At 60.4% G+C, this 21,333-nt stretch carries 19 protein-coding genes; 16 read left to right on the forward strand and 3 right to left on the reverse strand.

All coding sequences use genetic code 11. From position 1 onward, the window contains the following. Position 1: 1 nt before the first annotated feature. Positions 2–856 (forward strand): histidine phosphatase family protein, encoded by an 855-nt coding sequence (locus tag ACWXWJ_RS07140; protein ID WP_293790435.1) that lies wholly within the window; start codon positions 2–4, stop codon positions 854–856. A 17-nt stretch (positions 857–873) separates the two neighbouring features. Here the strand turns inward: ACWXWJ_RS07140 and ACWXWJ_RS07145 are convergent, their stop codons facing one another. Together ACWXWJ_RS07145 and ACWXWJ_RS07150 are read right to left on the reverse strand one after the other, a co-directional pair. Continuing rightward, entirely contained in the window at positions 874–1,224 is a 351-nt protein-coding gene (locus tag ACWXWJ_RS07145; RefSeq protein ID WP_293790437.1) for a metallopeptidase family protein, read from the reverse strand. A gap of 14 nt (positions 1,225–1,238) precedes the next feature. Further along, positions 1,239–2,294: a septum formation family protein gene (locus tag ACWXWJ_RS07150; protein WP_293790439.1), complete on the reverse strand. Its 1,056-nt coding sequence runs from the start codon at positions 2,292–2,294 to the stop codon at positions 1,239–1,241. Positions 2,295–2,429: 135 nt separating this feature from the next. Here ACWXWJ_RS07150 and serS point away from each other — a divergent pair, with 135 nt between their 5' ends. From serS to glf, 5 genes are all read left to right on the forward strand, one after another. Beyond that, positions 2,430–3,713 (forward strand): serine--tRNA ligase, encoded by a 1,284-nt coding sequence (gene serS / locus ACWXWJ_RS07155; protein WP_473963982.1) that lies wholly within the window; start codon positions 2,430–2,432, stop codon positions 3,711–3,713. A gap of 36 nt (positions 3,714–3,749) precedes the next feature. After that, positions 3,750–4,700 carry a lysophospholipid acyltransferase family protein gene (locus ACWXWJ_RS07160; RefSeq protein WP_473963983.1) on the forward strand — a complete coding sequence of 317 codons (951 nt, stop codon included), beginning with the start codon at positions 3,750–3,752 and terminating at the stop codon, positions 4,698–4,700. A gap of 9 nt (positions 4,701–4,709) precedes the next feature. Continuing rightward, positions 4,710–5,528 (forward strand): HAD family hydrolase, encoded by an 819-nt coding sequence (locus ACWXWJ_RS07165; RefSeq protein ID WP_293790448.1) that lies wholly within the window; start codon positions 4,710–4,712, stop codon positions 5,526–5,528. A gap of 4 nt (positions 5,529–5,532) precedes the next feature. After that, on the forward strand, positions 5,533–5,988 hold the full coding sequence (locus tag ACWXWJ_RS07170; RefSeq protein WP_473963984.1) for a TIGR02611 family protein: 456 nt from the start codon (positions 5,533–5,535) through the stop codon (positions 5,986–5,988). Between the two features lie 80 nt (positions 5,989–6,068). Further along, positions 6,069–7,286: a UDP-galactopyranose mutase gene (gene glf / locus ACWXWJ_RS07175; RefSeq protein WP_473963985.1), complete on the forward strand. Its 1,218-nt coding sequence runs from the start codon at positions 6,069–6,071 to the stop codon at positions 7,284–7,286. Positions 7,287–7,329: 43 nt separating this feature from the next. On the opposite strand, the gene ACWXWJ_RS07180 is transcribed toward glf, so the two are convergent. Further along, positions 7,330–8,010 carry a GAP family protein gene (locus ACWXWJ_RS07180; RefSeq protein WP_448306829.1) on the reverse strand — a complete coding sequence of 227 codons (681 nt, stop codon included), beginning with the start codon at positions 8,008–8,010 and terminating at the stop codon, positions 7,330–7,332. Positions 8,011–8,082: 72 nt separating this feature from the next. On the opposite strand from ACWXWJ_RS07180, the gene ACWXWJ_RS07185 reads away from it, so the two are divergent. The 10 genes from ACWXWJ_RS07185 to ACWXWJ_RS07230 all read left to right on the forward strand — a co-directional run bounded on the left by ACWXWJ_RS07185 (position 8,083) and on the right by ACWXWJ_RS07230 (position 21,239). After that, a complete protein-coding gene (locus ACWXWJ_RS07185) occupies positions 8,083–8,655 on the forward strand; it encodes a TetR/AcrR family transcriptional regulator (RefSeq protein WP_448306831.1) in 573 nt (190 codons plus the stop codon). A gap of 52 nt (positions 8,656–8,707) precedes the next feature. After that, positions 8,708–9,646, forward strand: a complete 939-nt coding sequence (locus ACWXWJ_RS07190; protein WP_473963986.1) for an EamA family transporter — start codon at positions 8,708–8,710, stop codon at positions 9,644–9,646. Between the two features lie 102 nt (positions 9,647–9,748). Continuing rightward, on the forward strand, positions 9,749–11,818 hold the full coding sequence (locus tag ACWXWJ_RS07195; protein WP_293790473.1) for a glycosyltransferase: 2,070 nt from the start codon (positions 9,749–9,751) through the stop codon (positions 11,816–11,818). Positions 11,819–11,887: 69 nt separating this feature from the next. Continuing rightward, on the forward strand, positions 11,888–12,490 hold the full coding sequence (locus ACWXWJ_RS07200) for a phosphatase PAP2 family protein (protein ID WP_473963987.1): 603 nt from the start codon (positions 11,888–11,890) through the stop codon (positions 12,488–12,490). Continuing rightward, a complete protein-coding gene (locus ACWXWJ_RS07205) occupies positions 12,487–13,515 on the forward strand; it encodes a decaprenyl-phosphate phosphoribosyltransferase (protein ID WP_293790478.1) in 1,029 nt (342 codons plus the stop codon). The genes ACWXWJ_RS07200 and ACWXWJ_RS07205 overlap by 4 nt, the downstream gene beginning before the upstream one ends. Positions 13,516–13,817: 302 nt before the next feature. Next, a complete protein-coding gene (locus ACWXWJ_RS07210) occupies positions 13,818–14,831 on the forward strand; it encodes an alpha/beta hydrolase (protein WP_293790481.1) in 1,014 nt (337 codons plus the stop codon). A 695-nt stretch (positions 14,832–15,526) separates the two neighbouring features. Next, entirely contained in the window at positions 15,527–17,512 is a 1,986-nt protein-coding gene (locus ACWXWJ_RS07215) for an alpha/beta hydrolase-fold protein (protein ID WP_473963988.1), read from the forward strand. Between the two features lie 2 nt (positions 17,513–17,514). Beyond that, a complete protein-coding gene (locus tag ACWXWJ_RS07220; protein WP_473963989.1) occupies positions 17,515–18,111 on the forward strand; it encodes a hypothetical protein in 597 nt (198 codons plus the stop codon). A gap of 47 nt (positions 18,112–18,158) precedes the next feature. Further along, positions 18,159–19,094, forward strand: a complete 936-nt coding sequence (locus tag ACWXWJ_RS07225) for a cutinase family protein (RefSeq protein ID WP_473963990.1) — start codon at positions 18,159–18,161, stop codon at positions 19,092–19,094. Between the two features lie 249 nt (positions 19,095–19,343). Beyond that, positions 19,344–21,239, forward strand: a complete 1,896-nt coding sequence (locus ACWXWJ_RS07230; protein WP_473963991.1) for a FadD32-like long-chain-fatty-acid--AMP ligase — start codon at positions 19,344–19,346, stop codon at positions 21,237–21,239. The last annotated feature ends 94 nt before the right edge of the window (positions 21,240–21,333 follow it).

The following is a 21,333-nucleotide window of genomic DNA, read 5'->3' on the forward strand; positions in this document are numbered from 1 at the left end:
AATGGCGCAGGCACAATCGACACGGCTTTTCCTGGTTAGGCACGGCCAGACAACCTCCAATGCCATTCATGCTTTGGACACTGCACTGCCGGGCGCCAGCCTCACCGACCTGGGATGGCAGCAAGCTGCCGAGGCAGGTCGATGGCTCAACGAACGTACTGGGCGCTTAAAAATCGCCTCCTCCTTTGCCGCGCGTGCACAGCAGACCGCCGTGGGCGTGGCCGGTGCTTTCAGCGGTGAGCTCGTGCCCGCGGAGTTCTCACATGGTGAGGCATTGGATGACGCCACAGCCCTCGACAAGGCCGCGGATCCTATTAAGGCTTCACTCCAGCGCCTACCACGGGTATCGGAGATTCCTGCCGGACGATACGAGATGAAAAACGACGAGGACTCCCACGAGGCCTATCACTCCATCCTGGGGACGTGGATGCTCGGTCGGGTGGATAAAGCAGTCCCGGGCGGACTTTCCGGCGCAGAAGTGCTGCGCGAATATCTCGCGACACTGCTGCGGGCGCTCGCCGACAACCACACGGCAGCGAACCCCAGCGATATTGCCCTGGTCAGCCACGGTGCCGTGATTCGCCTGGTCGCCCGCTTCCTGGGCGGGGTGGATCCGGAATGGGCCTTCATGCACTATCTGGCCAATGGCAATGTCATCACCCTCCGCGTACCAGACAACATTGCCGAGTTGGCTGATGTGGCAGAAGGGCGGCCTGGGGCGTCACAAAATAAGGGCGACCAACAAGACAGCGCGGCAGTAAATAGTGCTGCATTAAATAGTGCGGCGCAGACCGGTGTGCTCGACAGCCTGGAAGGAACCTTCGAGATCCTGGGGTGGGGCGAAGCCACCCTTTAGGGCAGGGGCGGGTGCCGCTAACCCCAACCGAGTTCGTGCAGGCGATCGTCGTCGATGCCGAAATGATGGCCAAGCTCGTGAATGACGGTGATGGCGACCTGCTCGATAAGCTCTTCCTCGCTATCGCAGATGTCCTCTAGAGCATGACGATAGATCGTGATTTTGTCCGGCAAGGCGGAGGTGTACTCGGAGGTGCGCTCAGTAAGCGCGATGCCCTCATAAAGCCCCAGAATATGCGGGCTTTCGGGGTTATAGTCCTCCGTGACGATGGCGACATTGCTGACATTATCCAGCAGCTCGCGCGGGATGCGCCTTAAACCCAAGTCAACGAGGTCTTCGAAGCGCTCCGGAGAAACGTCAATGGCCATTGGCTTTAGGAACCCTAGGGCGCTGGGGTCGGGTTCGCGCTGGGGGCAGCGCTCGGCTTCGTCTCCTCGCCCGGCTTCGCATCCTGGCGCAGCGGATTCCGCTTCGGCGGGGTGGCCGGAGCCTTGCCGTCGATGGTGAACTTATTGCGCACGTCGCCATTGAGAGCCGCGAAGCCGCCACCAGGGCGACCAAAGGTAAGCGCACAATTCACGGTGCGGGAACCGGCATCCCAGGACTGGCGCTGGAGCGTATTCCAGAACGGTGTGAGCGTGGAGTTGTACAGCGCATCGTCGCCACCGAGGTAGTCCTGCGCGGCCTTGGTGCAGACCTTATTCAGGAACTCATTCTGCTTCTTCAGGTCCGGCCATGCGCCGGGGAACTGTGTACCTAGGTTGACCACGGAGGTTACCTGCCAGGCGTGGTTTTCCGTACATGGCACTTCATTGGTCAGCTGGCCATCGACCCGCACACAGCGATCCTTCTCGAAGTAGCGTGCCTGATCCTGCTTCGCCGCAAAACCCGTGGTCTCTGTAGTGCGCCCGGTCGAATCGGGCACCATCACACCGCATAGCATCGTGCGGTCGCCGTCATTCCAGGCGGACTGTGGCGGCAAGATGGGGGAGATTGAGTAGCGTCCCTCTGGATCGAGCTTTCCCTTGAGGTACTGCATCGTGGGGCCGGTGCAGAGCTCATTGGTTAGTTCTTCTTGACGCTTCAAGTCCGGCTGCTTCGCGTTCGGACCAAACTCGCTTGTGGGGTACTGGCTGAGATCTTCGCGGGAGCTGACCTCGAAGCGGTGGGGCTGCTCGCAGTTGACGGTGGAGAACTCGGTGTTTACGCCGTTCGCGCCGGGCTTCCAATTCACACAATCGCCGTGGCTGGCCTGGGTGAAGGTGGTGTTGTCGACATGCTGGCCCTGCTTCTCATCAGTAATGGGAACCAAAGGTGAGCTACCCTCGGGCGCGACCAAGGCGAACGCAGCTGCGCTGACACCTCCGCAGAGGGCGGCGAACAGTGCGACAGTGATGCTGCGGGCTCTGCGTTGATTCTTCGCTTCGCTGGTGGTCATGAAAGGCTCGCTCTAATCCGACTCGGGTTCGACTGCTACTTGAGGCTAGGTACTTCGAGGCTAGTCTAGTAGGGGTTGTGCCTCAGGGGGAACTAGGCGGACAAGTGCGGAGCCGAACCCGCTAAGCTAAACACCATGATTGATCTGAAGCTTCTGCGCGATAACCCCGATGTAGTCCGAGAATCCCAGCGCACTCGCGGGGAGGACCCAGCACTGGTTGACCAGCTGCTGGAAGCCGATGCACAGCGCCGCGAGGCTATCAGCGCCGCCGATGCTGCCCGCGCGGAGCAAAAGGCTTTCTCCAAGGAGATGGGGCAGAAGATGCGCTCTGCCTCTGACGAGGAAAAGCAGGCTCTGCGTGAGGAGGGCAAGAAGAAGGCCGACTCCGTCAAGAAGTTGGAGGAGGAGCAGACGAAGGCTGAGCAGGCCGTCAACGACCTGCAGATGCAGATTTCCAACATCGTGGAAGACGGCGCGCCAGCGGGCGGCGAGGATGACTTTGTCACCCTCGATGTGGTGGGTGAGCCGCCACAGTTCGACTTCGAGCCAAAGGATCACCTGGAGCTTGGCGAGTCTCTGGGGCTGATCGACATGAAGCGCGGCACCAAGGTCTCTGGCGCTCGCTTCTACTTCCTCACCGGCGACGGTGCTCTTTTGCAGCTGGGCATGCTGCAATTGGCTGCCCAGAAGGCTGTGGAGCATGGTTTTAAGCTGATGATCCCACCGGTGCTGGTGCGCCCGGAGGTTATGTCCGGTACCGGTTTCCTGGGTGCGCACGCCGATGAGATTTATCGTCTGGAAGAGGACGATATGTACCTGGTTGGCACCTCTGAGGTGGCGCTGGCCGGCTATCACTCCGAGGAGATCATTAACCTGTCCGACGGCCCGCTGCGTTACGCCGGTTGGTCTTCCTGCTTCCGTCGCGAGGCTGGTTCCTATGGCAAGGACACCCGCGGCATTATCCGCGTGCACCAGTTCGACAAGGTCGAAATGTTCGTTTACTGCAAGCCGGAGGAGGCCACCGAAATCCACCAGCAATTGCTGGCCATGGAACGCGAAATGCTGGCTGCCATCGAGGTGCCCTACCGCGTGATCGACGTCGCCGGTGGCGACCTAGGTTCCTCGGCTGCCCGCAAGTTCGACACGGAGGCTTGGGTTCCCACCCAACAGACCTATCGCGAGCTGACCAGTACCTCCAACTGCACCACTTTCCAGGCGCGCCGTCTAAAGACCCGCTACCGCGATGCCGACGGCAAGGCGCAAACCGCCGCCACCCTGAACGGCACCCTGGCTACAACCCGCTGGCTGGTGGCTATTTTGGAGAACCACCAGCAGGCCGATGGCTCCGTGGTGGTGCCGAAGGCTCTGCGTCCTTTCGTTGGTAAAGATATTCTGAAGCCTAAAGAATCCGGCGCCTAAAGCGCTTTAGACTTCCAGGAGAGGTAACCGCCACCCATGTCGCTGCTCGATAGCTTCAGCTTTCCCGATGGCTACCAGCCAGTAACCACCGGCCACAAAGAGGCCAAGGAATTCCCCTATGGTTTCCCGACCATCGGTATTGCCAAGCTGTGGTTCCGCTACATGCAAAACTTGGATTGCGCGGTCTACGGTGCGGAGAATATTCCCGCCGATGGCCCCGCCATGATCGCCGTGAATCACACGGGCTATTGGGACTTCACCTACGGTGGCGTTCCGGCACATGTACGCGGTGGCCGCCTGGTGCGCTTCATGGCGAAGAAGGAGATCTTCGACGTCAAGGGTGTGGGAATGCTGATGAGCTCTTATCACCACATTCCAGTGGATCGTGCCGATGGACAAGGCTCAGTCGACCAGGCCATTAAGCAGCTGCGCGCCGGCGATTTGGTGGGTATCTTCCCGGAGGCCACTATTTCTCGTTCCTTCGAGGTCAAGGAGTTCCGCCAGGGTGCAGCCCGCATTGCCCATGCAGCTGACGTACCCCTGATCCCGTTGACGATCTGGGGTTCACAGCGCGTGTGGACGAAGGGGCGTAAGCCGATCTGGAAGCCCAAGAAAACTGAGCTGGTGATTACCGTCGGCAAGCCGATCGAAGTCACCGATGATGCGGAGGCTACCACTGCGCTTCTGCACCAGACCATGGTCGAGCAGTTGGACTTTACCCGTGACCGCTGGGAGGAGCGCTTCGGCCCCATGCCCAAGGGCGAGTTCTGGGTGCCCGCGGTCCTGGGTGGCAGTGCCCCTACCTTGGAAGACGCCACTGTTCAGGATCGCGCAGACGCTGCCGCCCGCAAGGAAAAGCGCGCCCAGGAGAAGGCCGAAGCTGAACGCCGGGCAGCGTCCGAGGCACGCGAGCGTGACGAGGCCACTGGCGTTAACAAGGTTTTGGTTCCTCTGCGTCAGCGCCTTAAGCGTCTACGCAAAAAATAGGACGGAGAAATGCAGGAATCCCCGTTGCTGGTTGTCAGCGACGTTGACGGCACTCTACTAAACAGCAGGGAGCGAGTCTCGCAGCGCATGCGTCGCGCAGTGAACTCGATGCTGCACCAGGGCACCGTGTTTACCCTTGCGACCGGCCGACCGCCACGCTGGCTCATGCCCGTCTTCGAGCAGCTGCCTGTCCGTCCCGTCTGCGCCTGTGCCAATGGCGCCATTATTTATGACGCCAACCGGGATCAGATACTGCACGCCGCAACCCTCAAGCCCGCCCTGGTGAGGGCACTTATTGATCAGCTCGCCGAGGCTGTTCCCGGCGTGGGGTTCGCCGTCGAGCGGGCCGGTACCAGCGCTTTTGACCGCGCCGACGAGCTCTTTTCCGTCTCTCCCGGCTATGACCATGCCTGGGACTCCACCGAGCACGCCGTACAGAATATTGACGAACTCGCGGCCACCCCGGTGGTGAAGCTGCTGGTGCGCGACCCCCGCCGTACCTCTGCCGAACTCTACGCCGCGGTGAGTCCTTTTATTGACGCCACCCAAGCGAAAGCGACATACAGCTATGAAGGTGGGCTGGTCGAGGTCGCGGCGGCGGGGATCTCCAAGCGCTCCGCGTTGGAGTGGATAGCGGAACAGATCGGGGTGGAAGCCTCTCAGGCCATCGCTTTTGGGGACATGCCGAACGACACAGAAATGCTCTCATGGGCCGGCCACGGGGTGGCCATGGGCAATGCCGAGGAGTCCTTGAAGGGCATCGCCGATGAAGTCACCCTGACCAATGATGAGGACGGTGTAGCCGCCGTACTTGAGCGGTGGTTCTAGTCCCATGTCGAAGCTGAGCGAAAACGTCCGTCGGAAAGTTTCCGAACTGCAGGTACATCACGAGGGGCTGAAAAAGCGCAGCTATGGTTTCCTAGTTCGTCCGCTGACCCTCCTGGCGGGCTGGCTATTTGTGGTCGTCGGCATCCTCATCATCCCCACGCCCGGGCCGGGGTGGTTCCTACTTTTCTTCGGCATCGGGGTGCTCTCCTTCGAACTGGCCTGGCCTAACCGGCTGCTGGACTATGGACTGCGGAAATACGACAGCGCTGAGGAGTATTGGAAGCGCCAAGGCAAGGGTATGAAAGCCCTGATCCTAGTGATCTTCTTGCTGGGCTGTGCCGTGGTGTTCACGGGCATCTTCTGGATCATGTGGAACACCGGAATGCTTAGCTTGGCGGAACCCTGGTTGGCGGACTGGGTGAATACGCTTCCCGACTGGGCCGGGTTTAAAAACCGCTAGCTTGAGGCCATTAGCCGGGCGGCACACCGAGGTGGCGTCGTGCCCAAACAACCACGAGTGAGCGCGGTACCCTGGCAGACATGACTGAGCAGACACACAGCGGACAGAACTACGACCTCATCGTTGTCGGCAGCGGCTTCTTCGGCCTCACCGTGGCCGAGCGCGCGGCAACCCAGGCCGGCAAGAACGTGCTGGTGGTGGAGAAGCGAGCCCACATCGGCGGCAATGCATACTCCGAGGCCGAGCCGGAAACGGGCATCGAGGTCCACAAGTACGGTGCGCACCTGTTCCACACCTCCAACAAGCGCGTGTGGGATTACGTCAACCAGTTCACGGACTTCACCGACTACCAGCACCGCGTGTTTGCCATGCACAAGGGCACGGCCTACCAGTTCCCGATGGGTCTGGGGCTGATCAACCAGTTCTTCGGCAAGTACTACAGCCCGGACGAGGCTCGCCAGCTGATTAAGGACCAGACCGACGGGCTGGATCCAGCAGAGGCGAAGAACCTCGAGGAAAAGGGAATCTCCCTGATCGGCCGCCCGCTGTACGAGGCTTTTGTGCGCGATTACACCGCCAAGCAGTGGCAGACCGACCCGAAGGACCTGCCCGCTTCCAACATCTCCCGCCTGCCGGTGCGCTACACCTTCAACAACCGCTACTTCAACGACACCTACGAGGGCCTGCCGGTGGAAGGCTACACCGCGTGGCTGGAGAACATGGCAGCCGACGAGAAGATCGAGGTGCGCCTGGATACCGACTGGTTCGAGATCCGCGATGAGATCCGCGCAGCCAACCCGGACGCGCCCGTGGTGTACACCGGCCCGCTGGACCGCTACTTCGACTACGCCGAAGGCCACCTGGGCTGGCGCACCCTCGACTTCGAGACCGAGGTGCTGAACACCGGTGATTTCCAGGGCACCCCGGTGATGAACTACAACGATGCCGAGTTCCCCTACACCCGCATCCACGAGTTCCGCCACTTCCACCCGGAGCGGGGCGACAAGTACCCGAAGGACAAGACGGTCATCATGAAGGAGTTCTCCCGCTTCGCGGAGGAGGGCGACGAGCCGTACTACCCGATCAACACTCCGGAGGACCGCGAGAAGCTGGAGGCCTACCGCAAGCTGGCCGCTGAGGAAGCCGCACAGAACAAGGTGCTGTTCGGCGGCCGCCTGGGAACCTACCAGTACCTGGACATGCACATGGCCATCGGCGCTGCGCTGTCGATGTACGACAACAAGCTGGCGCCGTACTTCAACGATGGCCAGGCGATCGAGCAGGAGCGCGGGCACTAAGGCGATTAGTGAGGTAGGGGCCATAGGCGACAAGTGGGGCCGATTAGGCTCCTAGATTCAGCATGCCAATGCTGTTCACTACCATGTAGATTCCGACAATCGCGGCGACCCACAGTAACGTCACTTTTGCCTCGTATTCCATTCGAGGGGCAATACGTTCGAGTAGAGGAAGAACCTTTTCTTTGAATGCTAGTGCAAGGGCTACAAAAGTGAGTGCGGGAATAACCATGACTAGGCAGTAGATTCCCACGGTTGAGGCCTTAGCGACTGGCGATACGTCCCAGCTGCTGATAATGCCCATGGCGGCGATGTAAGGGAGCATCGTCGCAGCTTCAGTGAGCGACGCGCCGAGTCCGAGAGCGAGCATTCCGGACACACCGTTTCGGGGGTTCGGTACCTGTTTTGGCATTTCTCCCGGATTCGGCTTTCGCGGGGTGCGTGCAAAGACTCCGAAGCCGGCAAGGGCGACGCCGAGTATCAGAGTTATCCATGGGAAGAAGCTGGTCTGTGTGAATTGCTTGGGGAAGGTACTTAGACCCGAGAAGCCGAGCAGTATGGCTATGCCCAAGAGGAAGTAAACGGCTGCGACTGTAGATAGATAGACCGTCAGGGCGGGGGTTTTCACCGTGCGCCATCGAATGATGAGTGCGAGGGGAATCACGAGCGTGCCGATGCTCAGACTGTCGAGTAGTGCCAATCCAAAGACTGCAATGACTGATCCCATTGGTACTCCAATGTGTCGTACGATTGTATGGTGCTCGTACGAGTGTATGACAGGCTAGGCTGGTGTGCAATCATGGAAAATGTTTCGTTGGATCATCAGTTCTCAGAATCATCAGCTCTTATCGCGGATGCGACCATAAGAATCATTGCTTCCAGAGGTCTCGATGCGGTAAGCGTGCGCGAAGTCGCTAAAGAGTCCGGATTTGCCCCGGGATCTGTGCAATACCACGCTCCCAACAAGGAAATTCTGCTTGCTCACGCGTTCATTCGCTCCTTTCAACGGCAAACCGCTCGTCTGAAAGAAGTATCAGTGCCAGACGACAGGTTGGAGGCGCATGTAGTGAGGTTTGCTGAGCTTCTCCCTCTCGGGGGCGAACGGTCCGAAGACGCTGCGATGTGGGTTACGTATGGCTCGGCATCGGCCACACGTGATTGGATGGCCGACCTCTACGATCAAGTTCTCCGCTATTTTCAAGGAGCTGTCACAAAGGTACTTGATGGCATGGATCACGCTGCTCTTAGAGGGCGATTGATCACAGCACTCGTCAACGGTTTAACTCTTGATAATCTGCGGGCCCCCGTAACGGACGCAGATCGCATTGTCGGAGACCTTCGTGAGGGTTTGCGCCTAATCGTCGGTGACTAGACCTGTTGGCTCGAACGATGGCACCGTACTTTGCTGCACTAATATTGCACGAGTGCCGCGTGAGAAAACCCAAACAAAGGAAAGCCAGCAAAAGCTGTCGTCGCAGGGAGTGAGCAAGTTCCTCACCCTGCCAGTGGCGCCGGTCCTCCTGGTTCTCATCGGCTCGATCGGCACCCAAACCGCGGCGGTACTGGTCACAGACATGCTTTCAACGGTCGGCGCGCCGGGCGTATCGGGCCTGCGTATGACCGCCGCCGCCATCATCATGGTGGTCATCTTCCGCCCGAAGCTGTCTGGCATGACGCGCACCCGCGCCCTCAACATCGTGGTCTACGGCATCGCCATTGGCATGATGAACATGATGGTTTATGCAGCCATCGCTCGGCTGCCCCAAGGCGTCGCCGTCACTATCGACTTCCTTGGCCCCTGCGTCGTGTCTTTTCTGGGGTTGACCATGTGGCGCTCCCGCCTGTGGGCCATCGCCGCTTTCGTCGGCGTTGCTCTGATCGCGCAACCCTCCAATGACCTGGACATCGTCGGTATTGGATTCGGCGCTGTCGGTGCGGTTTTCTTCGGCGCCTACACGCTGTTTGCTGCCCGCGTTGGCAAAACCGAGGGTGGTGGCATGCCGGATCTGGCGCTGTCTGTGGTCGTCGCTGCACTCGTGCTCGCACCGTTCTCTGTCCCGGCGGTGCCGCATGTTGACGGCTCGATGTGGGGCATCATTGTCATCTCTGGTTTCATCGGCGCCGTTGTTCCCTATGTGGTGGATACGATCGCCGCGGGAATTGTCTCGGCGGCGGTTGTCGGCACGCTCTTTGCATTGGACCCGGTGATTGGCGCGATCCTGGGGTGGGTGTTCTCCGGCGATCAGTTGACGTGGTCCATGGCGCTCGGAATCGTGCTGATTGCCATGGCTGGCGCGATTATTACGTGGCGAGGGGCACAGGAGTCACGGCAACTACGACGGTTGGGCGAAGCAACGGCGTAGCCAATTGGGGCTGTGTCGCGCAAGCCCTTGCGCCCGGCTTTCATGGATAATCGGATATATTCCAATGTCTTTAATTCCTATGCGGAGGTCTGTGTTCAGCGTATGAACGCTCAGCCAGTGAAAGCCCAGTCCGATTCTCAGTTCGACGCCACCCGCTTGGCGCGCATCCTGCTGCCGAAGCGTGGCGAGCCCCGCAATGTGCGCTCGCTGTACATCGTGGAGAACGAGGCCACCACCCCTGGCCGCGTCAACGCCGTTTCCCGTACCGAGGCGATTCTTCCCGCAGGCAGTGAGATTTCTTTCGAGACCTACTTCAACGCCTTCCCCGCCTCCTACTGGCGCCGCTGGTCCCAGCTGGACGAGGTCAAGCTTCGTATCGAGATCACCGGTGAGGCACGCGTAGACCTGTACCGCTCCAAGTACGACGGCTCCCGCATTGGTATCGAGGGAGCCCAGATTGAAACCGACGAAAACGGCCACGGTATCGCCGAGTTCACCATCTCCCTGGCTCCGTTCGAAGATGGCGGCTGGATCTGGTTCGACCTGACCTGTGAGAAGGAAACCCGCCTGCACTCAGCAGGTTGGTTCGCCACCGTCGAGGCCGGCGAGCAGACCTTCGAGGGCGAAACGCTGCCGGTCACCGAGCCAAGCGTCACCATCGGCATCCCGACCTTCAACCGTCCGACGGACGCTGTGGCTGCGCTGCACGCGCTGGCTTCCGACCCGGAGGTTGACGGTCGCATCGAGGCCATCATCATGCCCGACCAGGGCGACAAGCACCCCGCCGACGAGCCGGACTTCGACGAGGTTGCGGAGCACTTCGGCGACCGTCTGCGCATTGTCAGCCAGGGCAACCTCGGCGGCTCCGGTGGCTACTCCCGCATCATGTACGAGGCTCGCCACCCCGAGCGCGGCACCACCAGCCCGTACATCCTGTACATGGACGACGACATCGCCATCGAGCCCGATAGCGTATTGCGTGCCCTGGCGGCCGCTCGCTACGCGAAGTCTCCGATGCTGATCGGCGGCCAGATGCTGGACCTCCAGGAGCGCAGCTACCTGCACAGCATGGGCGAGGTCGTCCACCGCGACGTATTTATGTGGGGTGCCGCACCGCACACCCACTACACTCACGATTTTTACCGCCACCCGCTCCGCGACCTGGGCGATGGCACTGCCCACAATGCGGCAGGTCAGCCCATCGCGCCTGTGGCCCGGGACGTGATCAACAAGGGCTACGGCACCCCAAACAACGCGGAGAACTCCAAGGATCTGCACCGCCGCATTGACGTTGATTACAACGGCTGGTGGATGTGCCTGATCCCGCGCTTTGTCGCTGATCGTATTGGCCAGCCCCTGCCGCTCTTTATCAAGTGGGATGACGCCGAGTACGGCCTGCGCGCAAAGGACGCTGGCTTCCCCACGGCCTCCTGGCCGGGCATTGCAATTTGGCACATGGCCTGGGCAAACAAGGACGATGCTATCGACTGGCAGGCTTATTTCCACATCCGCAATCGCCTGATCGTGGCAGCTATGCAGCTGGAGGGCTCCCCGCGTGGCCTGCTGACTTCCCTGGCCAAGGCTGCAGCCAAGCACCTGCTGTGCCTGGAATACTCCACCGTCGCCCTGCATATTGAGGCGATGAAGGACTTCCTGGCCGGCCCGGATCAGCTTTTCGACATTCTGGATACCTCCCTGCCGCGCATCGCGAAGCTGCGCAAGAACTACTCCGATGCGGTGGTCGTCCCTTCCGCCACGGAGCTGCCCCCAGCAACGGGCGGCCCGGCGGACCTGACGCGCATTCCGCTGAGCAAGAAGGCGAAAATCGTCACGCTCGCCAAGGGGCTGTTGAACAACGCCAAGCCTGCCGATGCCCGTCACCACCACGCACCGCAGGTGAACCTCCCCCCTGTCGAGGCTCGTTGGTTCAGCCTTTCCCGCATCGACGGCGCGACCGTGACCACTGCTGATGGCAAGGGCGTGTTCTACCGCAAGCGTGACCGCGGTCAGATGTTGGCACTGGTCAAGGAGTTTGCGCGCCTGGAAAAGCAGGTTTATAACCGCTTTGACGAGCTACGCAATGCTTATCGTGCGGCCCACCCGCACCTGACCAGCCAAGAGGGCTGGGCGCAGATCTTCGAGCCCGAGCCCGCTGCCACCGAGCAAGCCTAGGCAGGCCCGACCAACCCAAACTCGAACAACCCAACCCCCGCGACAAAAGCTAAGGACATCGCAAAGACAATGAGCTCCATACGCGTAAGCGGCGACCCACTGGGCGAATCCGAACTCCTGGTTGCGCTGCAGAAGCAGCTGACTGATAAGCCGGGAGTTCTCCCAGTCGCCCGGGGGATGAGCCATTTCGGCGAGCACGCCCTCGGCTGGATGGGCACCGCTTCCCTGGGGTACAGCCTGGCCACTGTCCGAAACAAGCCCGCCGATAGCCCGGAACGCCGCGGCTGGCTGACCATGGGGGTCAGCGCCTTTATCGCCCACGCGGCAAGCGTGGTGCTCAAGCGCATCGTCCGCCGTCCACGCCCGCATGATCCGCGGATTAAGATCGGCGTCGGAACACCCTCGAAGTTGAGCTTCCCCTCGTCGCACGCGACCAGCTCCACCGCGGCCCTCGTGGCCTTTGCCCAGTCGGCGAACAACCACACAGGGGCGCTACCCCTGGCTGGTATCCCAGCGATGGCGCTGTCCCGCATGGTGTTGGGCGTACACTATCCCTCTGACGTAGCTCTCGGAAGTTGCATCGGTGCTGCCACGGCCATTGCCGTGCGCAGGGTTGTCGATGGGGGACGTGGGGGCGTCACAAAGAAGAACAGTGAGGAGAAAAGCCAGTGAGCGAACAGCGTAGCGAAGGCCGACCAGAGCCGCTGATCGGCGCGGAGCCGCACACGTCCGGGCTGGAAGATCCGAACCAGGCGACCAGCACCGCCACCGACACGAAGAAGTTGCGCCCGCCGCGCAACCTGCCGGAGGCGATGATTAAAGCTCTGCGCCCGAAGCAGTGGGTGAAGAACGTCCTGGTGATCGCGGCTCCTGCAGCTGCCGGTGGCGACATGCTCTTCCACACCCGCGTTCTGCTGGATGTGCTGATCGCCTTTGTGGCCTTCTGCCTGGCGGCCAGCTCCATCTACCTGATCAACGATGCCCGCGACGTGGAGGCAGACCGCGCGCACCCGACCAAGCGCTTCCGCCCGATTGCAGCAGGCGTGCTGCCGGTGGGGTTGGCGTATGCGATGTCAGTGGTGCTGATCATCGCGGCGATTGGTGGCTCGCTGCTGGCATCGTCGGGTACGAACCTGGCGATCGTGGTGTCTGTGTATATTTCGCTGCAGCTGGGTTATTGCTTCGGCTGGAAGCATCAGCCGGTGATCGATATTGCGCTGGTGAGCTCCGGTTTTATGCTGCGTGCAATGGCTGGTGGCGTGGCAGCGGCGATTCTGCTGTCGCAGTGGTTCCTGCTGGTCGCGGCGTTTGGTTCCCTGTTCATGGCTGCGGGTAAGCGCTATGCGGAGCTGAAGCTTTCTCTGCGTTCGGGCGCGAAGATCCGCAAGTCGCTGGAGAGCTACACCCCGACCTACCTGCGCTTTGTGTGGACTTTGGCTGCGACCGCAGTGGTGCTGAGCTACGCGCTATGGGGCTTTGGTCTGGCGCAGACGGTGGAGTCTGGCGTGGCGGCTGTGTGGTACCAGGTCTCGATGGTGCCGTTTACGATCGCGATTCTGCGCTACGCGGCTGATGTTGACCGCGGTGAGGGTGGCGCCCCGGATGAGATCGCTCTGGAGGATCGCACTCTGCAGCTGCTGGCACTGGCATGGCTGTTCTGCGTGGCGATGGCGGTGTACATCGTGCCGCTGTTCTAGGTACTTCTTTAGGTTTTTGACGCCGACTTGTCCGCCGCGGGCAGTCGGCGTTTAACACATTCAGGGGTAAAATTCGGTGACATCCTGCGGCAGATGTGCTCTGTGTGACTCAGGAGCATGGGGGAGAAGGGGGAGAAAAAGAGATTCGGAAGATGTAGCGCTTTGGGGGCGGGAATCGATTATTACTTTGAGGGAGAACGTAAAGATTTGGTAACGTACACCCATCTTAGGTTTCGGGGTCGCCCTCTGACCCCGTGATTTTTTCGTTTCAAGACTGTTGTTTCGCGACTGTTTAGGACTACATGAACACGACTATGAAGACTAAGGGTCTGGGAGCCAAGCTCACCGCCTTCCTGGTTGCAGTTGCCACTGCGCTGGGTATGGCAGTGGTCACAGCTCCTTCGGCTGCAGCTGATAACCGTGGCTACCTGCGTCCGGGCTGCCACTGGAGCAAGCACAAGTACTACCTGCAGAACTGCTGGGTTTACTCCCCGGCAATGGGCCAGAAGATCCAGGTGCAGATCAAGCCTGCTTCCCGTGGTGGTAGCGCTGGCGTCTACATGCTGGATGGTCTGCGCGCACGCCAGGACTACAACGCATGGGTTTGGTCCGGTAATGCTGTAAAGAAGTTCGTCAACGACAACGTGACCCTGGTTATGCCGGTCGGTGGTCAGGCGCAGTTCTACACGGACTGGATGGGGCCGTACCGCGGTACTGGTGGCCCGAAGAAGCCGCGTTGGGAGACCTTCCTGACTCGCGAGCTGCCGGGCTACCTGCAGCGCAACTTCGGCGTGAGCCCGACCCGCAACTCCATTGTTGGTCTGTCCATGGGCGGTACCGCTGCGATGAACCTGGCGGCATGGCACCGTAATCAGTTCAAGCAGGCTACCTCCCTGTCTGGTTACCTGAACCCGACTTGGCCGGGTATGTACGCCGGAATCCAGTACGCAATGAATGATGCTGCTAAGGGTGCCAACATCTGGGACATGTGGGGCAGCCCGGTTGATCCGCGCCGTTTCCGCAATGACCCGACGGTTCAGGCTGGTCGTTTCAGCGGTATGCCGCTGTACCTGGCTGCTTCCGGTGGTGTGCCGTCTCGTGGCGAGAAGTTCCTGGAGAACCCGCGGGGCGTTGCAGCAGGCATCGGCTTGGAGTGGATGGCACGTACGTCCACTGCGAAGTTTGAGATGGCTGCCCGTGCAGTTGGCGCACGCCCGGTCGTGAGCTACCCAATGACCGGCCTGCACGCATGGCCTTACTGGGATGCGGAGCTGTCCAAGGCTCGCCCGCACATCCTGCGCGCACTGGGCGCATAGCCTGGAGTTGCCTACGGGCGCTATTTAAAGCCGCCGCCTGAGGTGCTGACCTTTAAGGTCAGATGCCTTTGGGGGTGGCTTTTTTGTATGCCTGGGTTTGTATGTATGGGTGGGGTGTTGAGTGGGGTAAAAGGGGGAATGTCGCTAGAACGGGAAAGTGCTACACCTGCAAAGTGTGCATGCGATTGGCTCAACGTGCTGACCTGCGGTTTTATGGTGGTGAAAATGATTGGCTGTAACAGATTCCCGTTTTAACGACATTCGGGTGCGGCGGATGCGTGGTGGCGTCAAAAGAAAGAATCACAAGAGCCACATAAGTAACAATGGCAACATGCTAGGCTAACCCTAAAGTAAAACTTTAAATGTTCCGCGTGTTGTCCATGTGAAAACGCTTTTGCTTGCCATAATTGCTCACGTGCTAGCAGCGAAACTGTGGGTGCCAGCTACAAATCAAAAAGTAGAACCCCCACAGATCGCGATAGACGAAAACGTGAATAGAGAATGGCCACAAAAGCGATCGGTGAAGTCGAAGCAGGAGGGGAACCTGCTCCGGCCAACACTCGCTGAAAACAGCACTTCAAACCTCACACGGCTAATCACGGCCAACACAGGCTAGAAGTAGCGCTGAAGCGCGCCCGACCTAGCCAGACCACAATTCAACACACTTAAAAGAAGCAACAGAAAGAATAAAGACTATGCGCCTTGCAGCGAACCTCTCCCGTCGCACTCGCTCCGCCAGCAGCAAGACCGGTAGCAAGAACAGCAGCATCCTCGGCCGTAAGAGCACGGCCCTCCTGGCTCTGCCGCTTTCCGTTGCACTGGCAATGCCACTGATGCCATCCGCTACTGCTCAGAGCCCGCTTGGCGGCTCGATGGGCCCGGGCTCCGGCACGAGCTACCTGGACCCGGACAGCATTCCGAAGCGTACGCCGCGCCAGGTCACCGAGCAGAACCTGCAGGGCCTGCCGGAAGGCGTCAGCGTGGATCGCGTCGAGTGGATCACTGAGCGCTGGGCCAATGTCTATATCAATTCCGCCGCAATGCCGGGCAAGCCGATCAAGGTACAGATTCTGCTGGCTCGCGACTGGTACTCCCAGCCAGACCGTAAGTTCCCGACCGTTTGGTCTCTGGACGGCCTGCGCGCCCGCGAGGACGAGTCCGGCTGGACCCTGTCCACCAACATCGCCTCCCAGTACGCCGACCGTAACGTCAACGTGGTCCTGCCCGTCGGTGGCGAGTCCTCCTTCTACACCGATTGGCAGAAGCCGGACAATGGCAAGCACTACAAGTGGGAGACCTTCCTGACCAAGGAGCTGCCCGCTGTGCTCCGCGAGGGGTGGCGCGCCAACGAAGACCGCGCGATCACTGGCCTTTCCATGGGCGGCACCGCCGCAATGAACCTGGCTGAGCGCTTCCCGAAGATGTGGAAGTTCGTAGGTTCCTTCTCTGGCTACCTGGACACGACCTCCTACGGCATGCCGGAAGCTATCGCCTACGCCACTAAGGACGGCAACGGCTACGACGCAAGGAAGATGTGGGGCGATTACGGCTCACAGGACTGGATCGACCACGACCCGAAGCTGGGTGTGGACGCTCTAAAGGACATGACCGTTTACGTCTCTGCGGGTAACGGCAACGCGGGTAAGTATGACAAGCCGGGCTCCATCCCCGGCCTGCCCGCCAACATGGCAGGCTTCGGCCTGGAGGCAATGTCCCGCATGACCACCGAGACTTTCGTGAAGCGTGCCAAGAAGGCCGGCATCAAGCCGATCACTGCTTTCCGCCCCTCGGGTACTCACGACTGGCCGTACTGGCAGTACGAGATGATTCAGGCATGGCCGCACATCGCGAACGCCCTGGGTATTCCGGAAGCTGACCGCGGTGCAAAGTGCCAGGTCGGCGGAGCTATCGCGGAGAACATTAAGAACGCTCCGAACATGGGTGCCTGCATCTCCAACGAGTACGACGCTAAGGACGGCGGCAAGGTACAGGACTTCCGCGGAGGCCGCGCCTACTGGTCCCCGAAGACCGGTGCTCACTTCGTATGGGGTCGCATCGGCGCCCGCTACGCTTCCATGAACGGCCCGGAGTCCTGGCTGGGCTACCCGACCTCCGAGGAACACGTCATCGCTGGTGGCCGTGGCCGCTTCACCTCCTTCGAGAACGGCGCGATCTACTGGACCGCAGAAACCGGCGCCTTCGCGGTGCCGAAGGACTTCATCGACGAGTGGGGCAAGACCAAGTGGGAGAACGGCCCGCTGGGCTTCCCGATCGCAGACGTTGAGAAGGTCGGCGACAGCTACATGCAGAAGTTCCAGAACGGCGTCATCGTTCGCAACAAGGACAATAAGACCAACTACGTCCAGGGCAAGATCGCTGAGAAGTACCTGCAGCTGGGCGGCGTGACCTCCAAGCTGGGCAACCCGACCAGTGGCGAACTGGCCATCAAGGGCGGTCGCTTCACTCAGTTCGAGCACGGCAACATCTACTGGTCCCCGACCACCGGCGCGCACGTGATCTACTACGGAAACGTGTTCGACGAGTGGGGTAAGAACGGCTGGGAGCAGGGCAAGCTCGGCTACCCGACCAGCGACCACGAGGACATCCCGGCGGGCGGAACTCAGATCAAGTTCCAGCACGGCGAGATCCGCGAAGTCAACGGACGCGTTGAGGTGCGCTAACTGTGGGCGTCACAAAGAGTAGGAAGGCAACTGCAATCGCCGGTGCTGCATGCGCGGCGCTGCTGTCGCTCGGCACTTTGACGGCCTGTGGTGGCGATGAGACGGTCGATAACTCAGCTGACTCGACAACGGTACCTTCGGTGACGGAGTCCACCTCGGAGACTGCAAAGTCTGGAGAGTCTGATGAGTCGGACAAGTCAGACAAGTCTAAGGACGATGATTCTGACTCTTCGGACAGTAGCGACGCCCCGTCGTCCGCTGCTGAGGGCGGTGGCGCACCGGCACATGATGGCGCCGTTGACGAGGTAGATGAAATTCCGTCTGGCACGCAGCGCAGCGATAAAGACAAGGACTTCCTGAAGCGCTTGAAGGACGGCGGTGTCGACCTGGCAAAGGCTGATGATGCAGCAGACATCGGTGGCCTGGAGGACCAGGTTATTGCCGCTGGTCATGCGCACTGCACCGCGGAAGGCGGCGGCAAGGAGGACGTCTACACTCCGCTAGCTGCAGGCCAATTGCAGACTAATGGCGTGATCGACGGAGACCCGAAGAAGGCCGAAGACGCAATCCGCGAGGCTGCGAAATCAGCGTATTGTTAATGGTCACTTGTATCCCATTAACCGACTTGCCTTACAACTAGGAAGTTATGAAAAAGGTCTTAACGATCCTTGCTGCTCTGGTCGTCCTTGCGCTCATTGTCGTGGGCGTGGGGAATTGGCTGCTTACAAATGACGGCGCCGGCGGTCCTAAGCCGGGGAAGCCGACGCCGCCGCCTAGCTCGGAGGCGCAGAACCCGCCCGGTTGCGTGGATGTCGAAGTACTGGCTGCGCCGGGTACTTGGGAGTCGTCGCCCAATGACGACCCGTTGGCGCCTCACTCACATCCGCGGTCGCTGCTGCTGAACGTCACCCGCCCGCTGGCTGATGAGTTCGACCCCAGCAAGGTGAAGGTATGGACTCTGCCTTACACTGCCCAGTTCCGCAATATGAATGCGCAGGGTGAGAAGAGCTATGACGATTCGCGCAATGAAGGCTTCGGCCGGATGAAGGAGGAGCTGCGCGCAACTCATAAGGCCTGCCCAGCAACGTCCTTTGTGCTTGTCGGCTTTAGCCAGGGTGCTGTGATCGCTGGTGATTTGGCGGGAGAAATCGGCAATGAGCGTGGCCCGGTTCCGGCCAATTCTGTTTTGGGTGTATCGCTGATCGCTGATGGTCGCCAGGAGCTCGACAAGGGCAACCTTGTCGGTGCCAAGGGGATTCGCGGGACGGGTGCGGAGATCGCACTGAACCCGGTAAGCGGTCTTATACAGGGGATCGTCCCCGGGGCGACGATGCGCGGCCCGCGGCCGGATGGCTTTGGCGAACTCAACGATCGAGTGAACAACTACTGTGCCCCTGCCGATCTTATTTGTGACGCCCCAGCGAATCTGGGCAACGCTATCGTCCGAGCCAAGGATTTGGTGGCCGCCAACGCGGTGCACGCTGAGTATGCGACGAATGGAAAGGTCGTGGAGGGGCAGACCGTGCCGCAGCATATCGTGGGTTGGGCTCGCGGCCTGATTAACGAGCGGCTGGGGAAGTAGCTCGGCACCCGCGACTGTGGTGCCTTGGTCGCGTTAGCGCTTGCTGGCGTTTTGGTGCGGGGACAACCGTGACACGGCAGTTCGAATTTGCAGAGTAACGATCCTGCCTGCCGGTACGATGTGTTTTACAAGTAAAACTAAATGCTTATTGCGTTAGAGCTATGCGACTAGCGAGAAACTAGTTAAAGCAAGCGGACAACAAGCGAACGACAAGCGGACAGCAAGTAGATAACAAGTAGAGGAGACCACGTGGATATCACTGCAGCAATGGGGCAGTTTTATGACGAGCAGGGCAACATCAACGTCCCTGATCAGATGACCCTTTCCGGCATGTGCGAGATGCTGTACACCATGGCGCAGATGGACGGTACAGCAGAAAACGTGTTGATCCGCTACTGGGACTTCTCCGAATCGCGCGAGGGGAAGGTGCATGAGATTACCCGTGCGCAGGTCAATACTCGTATCAAGGCCGTGTGCGTACGCCTGCAGCAGATTGCCAAGCCCGGCGACCGTGTGGCCATTTTGGCGAATAACTCCCCTGAGTACATGTACGCCTTCCTTGGCGCCATGTACGCCCGCATGGTGCCGGTTCCGCTCTACGATCCTAACGAGCCGGGTCACACCGGTCACCTGACAGCTGTGCTGGGTTCCTCTGAGCCGACCGTTGTACTGACGAACAAGCGCTCCGCCACGGCAGTGCGCAAGCACTTTGCCTCCATTCCCGCCACCGAACGCCCGCGCGTGCTGACGATTGACGCCCTGCCGGATGCACTGGCGGAAGACTGGGTCAACCCGATGGCCGCCATCATGGCGGATCCGTCACTGGCTCCAAAGTCCAGTGAAGAAGCCTTCTTGCAGTACACCTCCGGCTCCACCCGTACCCCGGCGGGCGTGGTGCTTACGCACAAGTCGATCGTCACCAATGTGTTGCAGATCTTTAAAGCCGTGAACCTGAAGTCCCCGCTGCGTCTGGTGACCTGGCTACCGTTACACCATGACATGGGCGTGATCCTGTCTGCGTTCGTCATCATCCTGGGGCTGCCCTTTGATCTGATGTCCCCACGCGACTTCATCCAAGATCCGGCCCGCTGGGTTCGTCAGCTTAACCGGAAAAGCGAGGACGAGAACGTCTACACCGTGGTTCCCAACTTCGCGTTGGAGCTGGCAGTGCGCTATGCCGACCCGGCAAAGGTCGCAGACTTGGGTGAAGTCGACCTGTCCACTATCGATGGCATCATCAATGGCTCGGAACCGGTGCACCACAGCTCCGTAAAGAAATTCCTGGATACCTTCGCCCCTTATGGGCTCAAGAGGGAAGCAATGCGCCCGTCCTATGGGCTGGCCGAGGCAACCCTGATCGTCACCACCCCACAGACCGATGAGCGTCCGCTGACGAAGTGGTTCAAGCGCGATGAGTTGTCCGCGGGCACGGTAGTGGAGGGCTCGGAGGACGACGCAGACAGCCTCTCCCTAGTTTCACTCGGCCAGGTGTGCGAACCGCAGGCAATCGCCATTGTGGATCCGGAGTCGGGCAAGGAACTTGCCGATGGCCAGGTGGGCGAGATCTGGGTACACGGCGACAACATGGCCGCGGGTTATCTGAACCGTCCTGAGGAGACCGAGGAGACTTTCCGCAACCACCTGCCTATGGCCAACCGGCTGGAGTCCGGTAGCCGTGCAGCCGATGTCCCGGAGGACAAGTGGATGCGCACTGGCGACCTGGCCGTCATTGTGGACGGGCACCTATTTATCACTGGTCGCCTGAAAGACCTCATCATCGTCGCTGGTCGTAACCACTACCCCCAGGACATCGAGGCCACCGCAGACGAGGCGACGGAGCAGACCGCCCCGGCCGTCATCGCCGCTTTTGCCGTGCAGGCCGGGGACGCTGGAACGGCGGGCGCAGGTGCCGACGGGGAATCCGTTGAGGGGCTAGTCATCATCGCCGAGCGCGACCCGGAGGCCGCTGAGGCGGACGACGCGGAGGCTATTGAGGCTATGCGCGCTGCCGTCACTGCCACCCACGGCGTGCAGCCCTCGGATGTACGCATCATCGCGCCGGGCGCTTTGCCGCGTTCCTCCGCCAACAAGATCGCCCGCCGCGTGGCAGCGAAGGCGTATCTGGAGGGCACGCTGGACGCTTAATCCATAAAGCGACTTCGGCGCGTTAAAATATGGCGCTACGTTAGGACTCACTCACGACCCACACTAAGCCTTATCGAAGGCATTAGGTACGAAA

It is taken from the genome of Corynebacterium sp. p3-SID1761 (assembly GCF_055862885.1).

Excerpts from the sequence above, each read along its gene's own strand:
- ACWXWJ_RS07215 (WP_473963988.1), top strand. The coding sequence starts at position 15,527 with ATGCGCCTTGCAGCGAACCTCTCCCGTCGCACTCGCTCCGCCAGCAGC.
- ACWXWJ_RS07195 (WP_293790473.1), top strand. The coding sequence starts at position 9,749 with ATGAACGCTCAGCCAGTGAAAGCCCAGTCCGATTCTCAGTTCGACGCC.
- ACWXWJ_RS07180 (WP_448306829.1), bottom strand. The coding sequence starts at position 8,010 with ATGGGATCAGTCATTGCAGTCTTTGGATTGGCACTACTCGACAGTCTG.
- ACWXWJ_RS07225 (WP_473963990.1), top strand. The coding sequence starts at position 18,159 with ATGAAAAAGGTCTTAACGATCCTTGCTGCTCTGGTCGTCCTTGCGCTC.
- ACWXWJ_RS07160 (WP_473963983.1), top strand. The coding sequence starts at position 3,750 with ATGTCGCTGCTCGATAGCTTCAGCTTTCCCGATGGCTACCAGCCAGTA.
- ACWXWJ_RS07185 (WP_448306831.1), top strand. The coding sequence starts at position 8,083 with ATGGAAAATGTTTCGTTGGATCATCAGTTCTCAGAATCATCAGCTCTT.
- glf (WP_473963985.1), top strand. The coding sequence starts at position 6,069 with ATGACTGAGCAGACACACAGCGGACAGAACTACGACCTCATCGTTGTC.
- ACWXWJ_RS07200 (WP_473963987.1), top strand. The coding sequence starts at position 11,888 with ATGAGCTCCATACGCGTAAGCGGCGACCCACTGGGCGAATCCGAACTC.
- ACWXWJ_RS07140 (WP_293790435.1), top strand. The coding sequence starts at position 2 with ATGGCGCAGGCACAATCGACACGGCTTTTCCTGGTTAGGCACGGCCAG.
- ACWXWJ_RS07165 (WP_293790448.1), top strand. The coding sequence starts at position 4,710 with ATGCAGGAATCCCCGTTGCTGGTTGTCAGCGACGTTGACGGCACTCTA.
- ACWXWJ_RS07210 (WP_293790481.1), top strand. The coding sequence starts at position 13,818 with ATGAACACGACTATGAAGACTAAGGGTCTGGGAGCCAAGCTCACCGCC.
- ACWXWJ_RS07145 (WP_293790437.1), bottom strand. The coding sequence starts at position 1,224 with ATGGCCATTGACGTTTCTCCGGAGCGCTTCGAAGACCTCGTTGACTTG.
- serS (WP_473963982.1), top strand. The coding sequence starts at position 2,430 with ATGATTGATCTGAAGCTTCTGCGCGATAACCCCGATGTAGTCCGAGAA.
- ACWXWJ_RS07170 (WP_473963984.1), top strand. The coding sequence starts at position 5,533 with ATGTCGAAGCTGAGCGAAAACGTCCGTCGGAAAGTTTCCGAACTGCAG.
- ACWXWJ_RS07150 (WP_293790439.1), bottom strand. The coding sequence starts at position 2,294 with ATGACCACCAGCGAAGCGAAGAATCAACGCAGAGCCCGCAGCATCACT.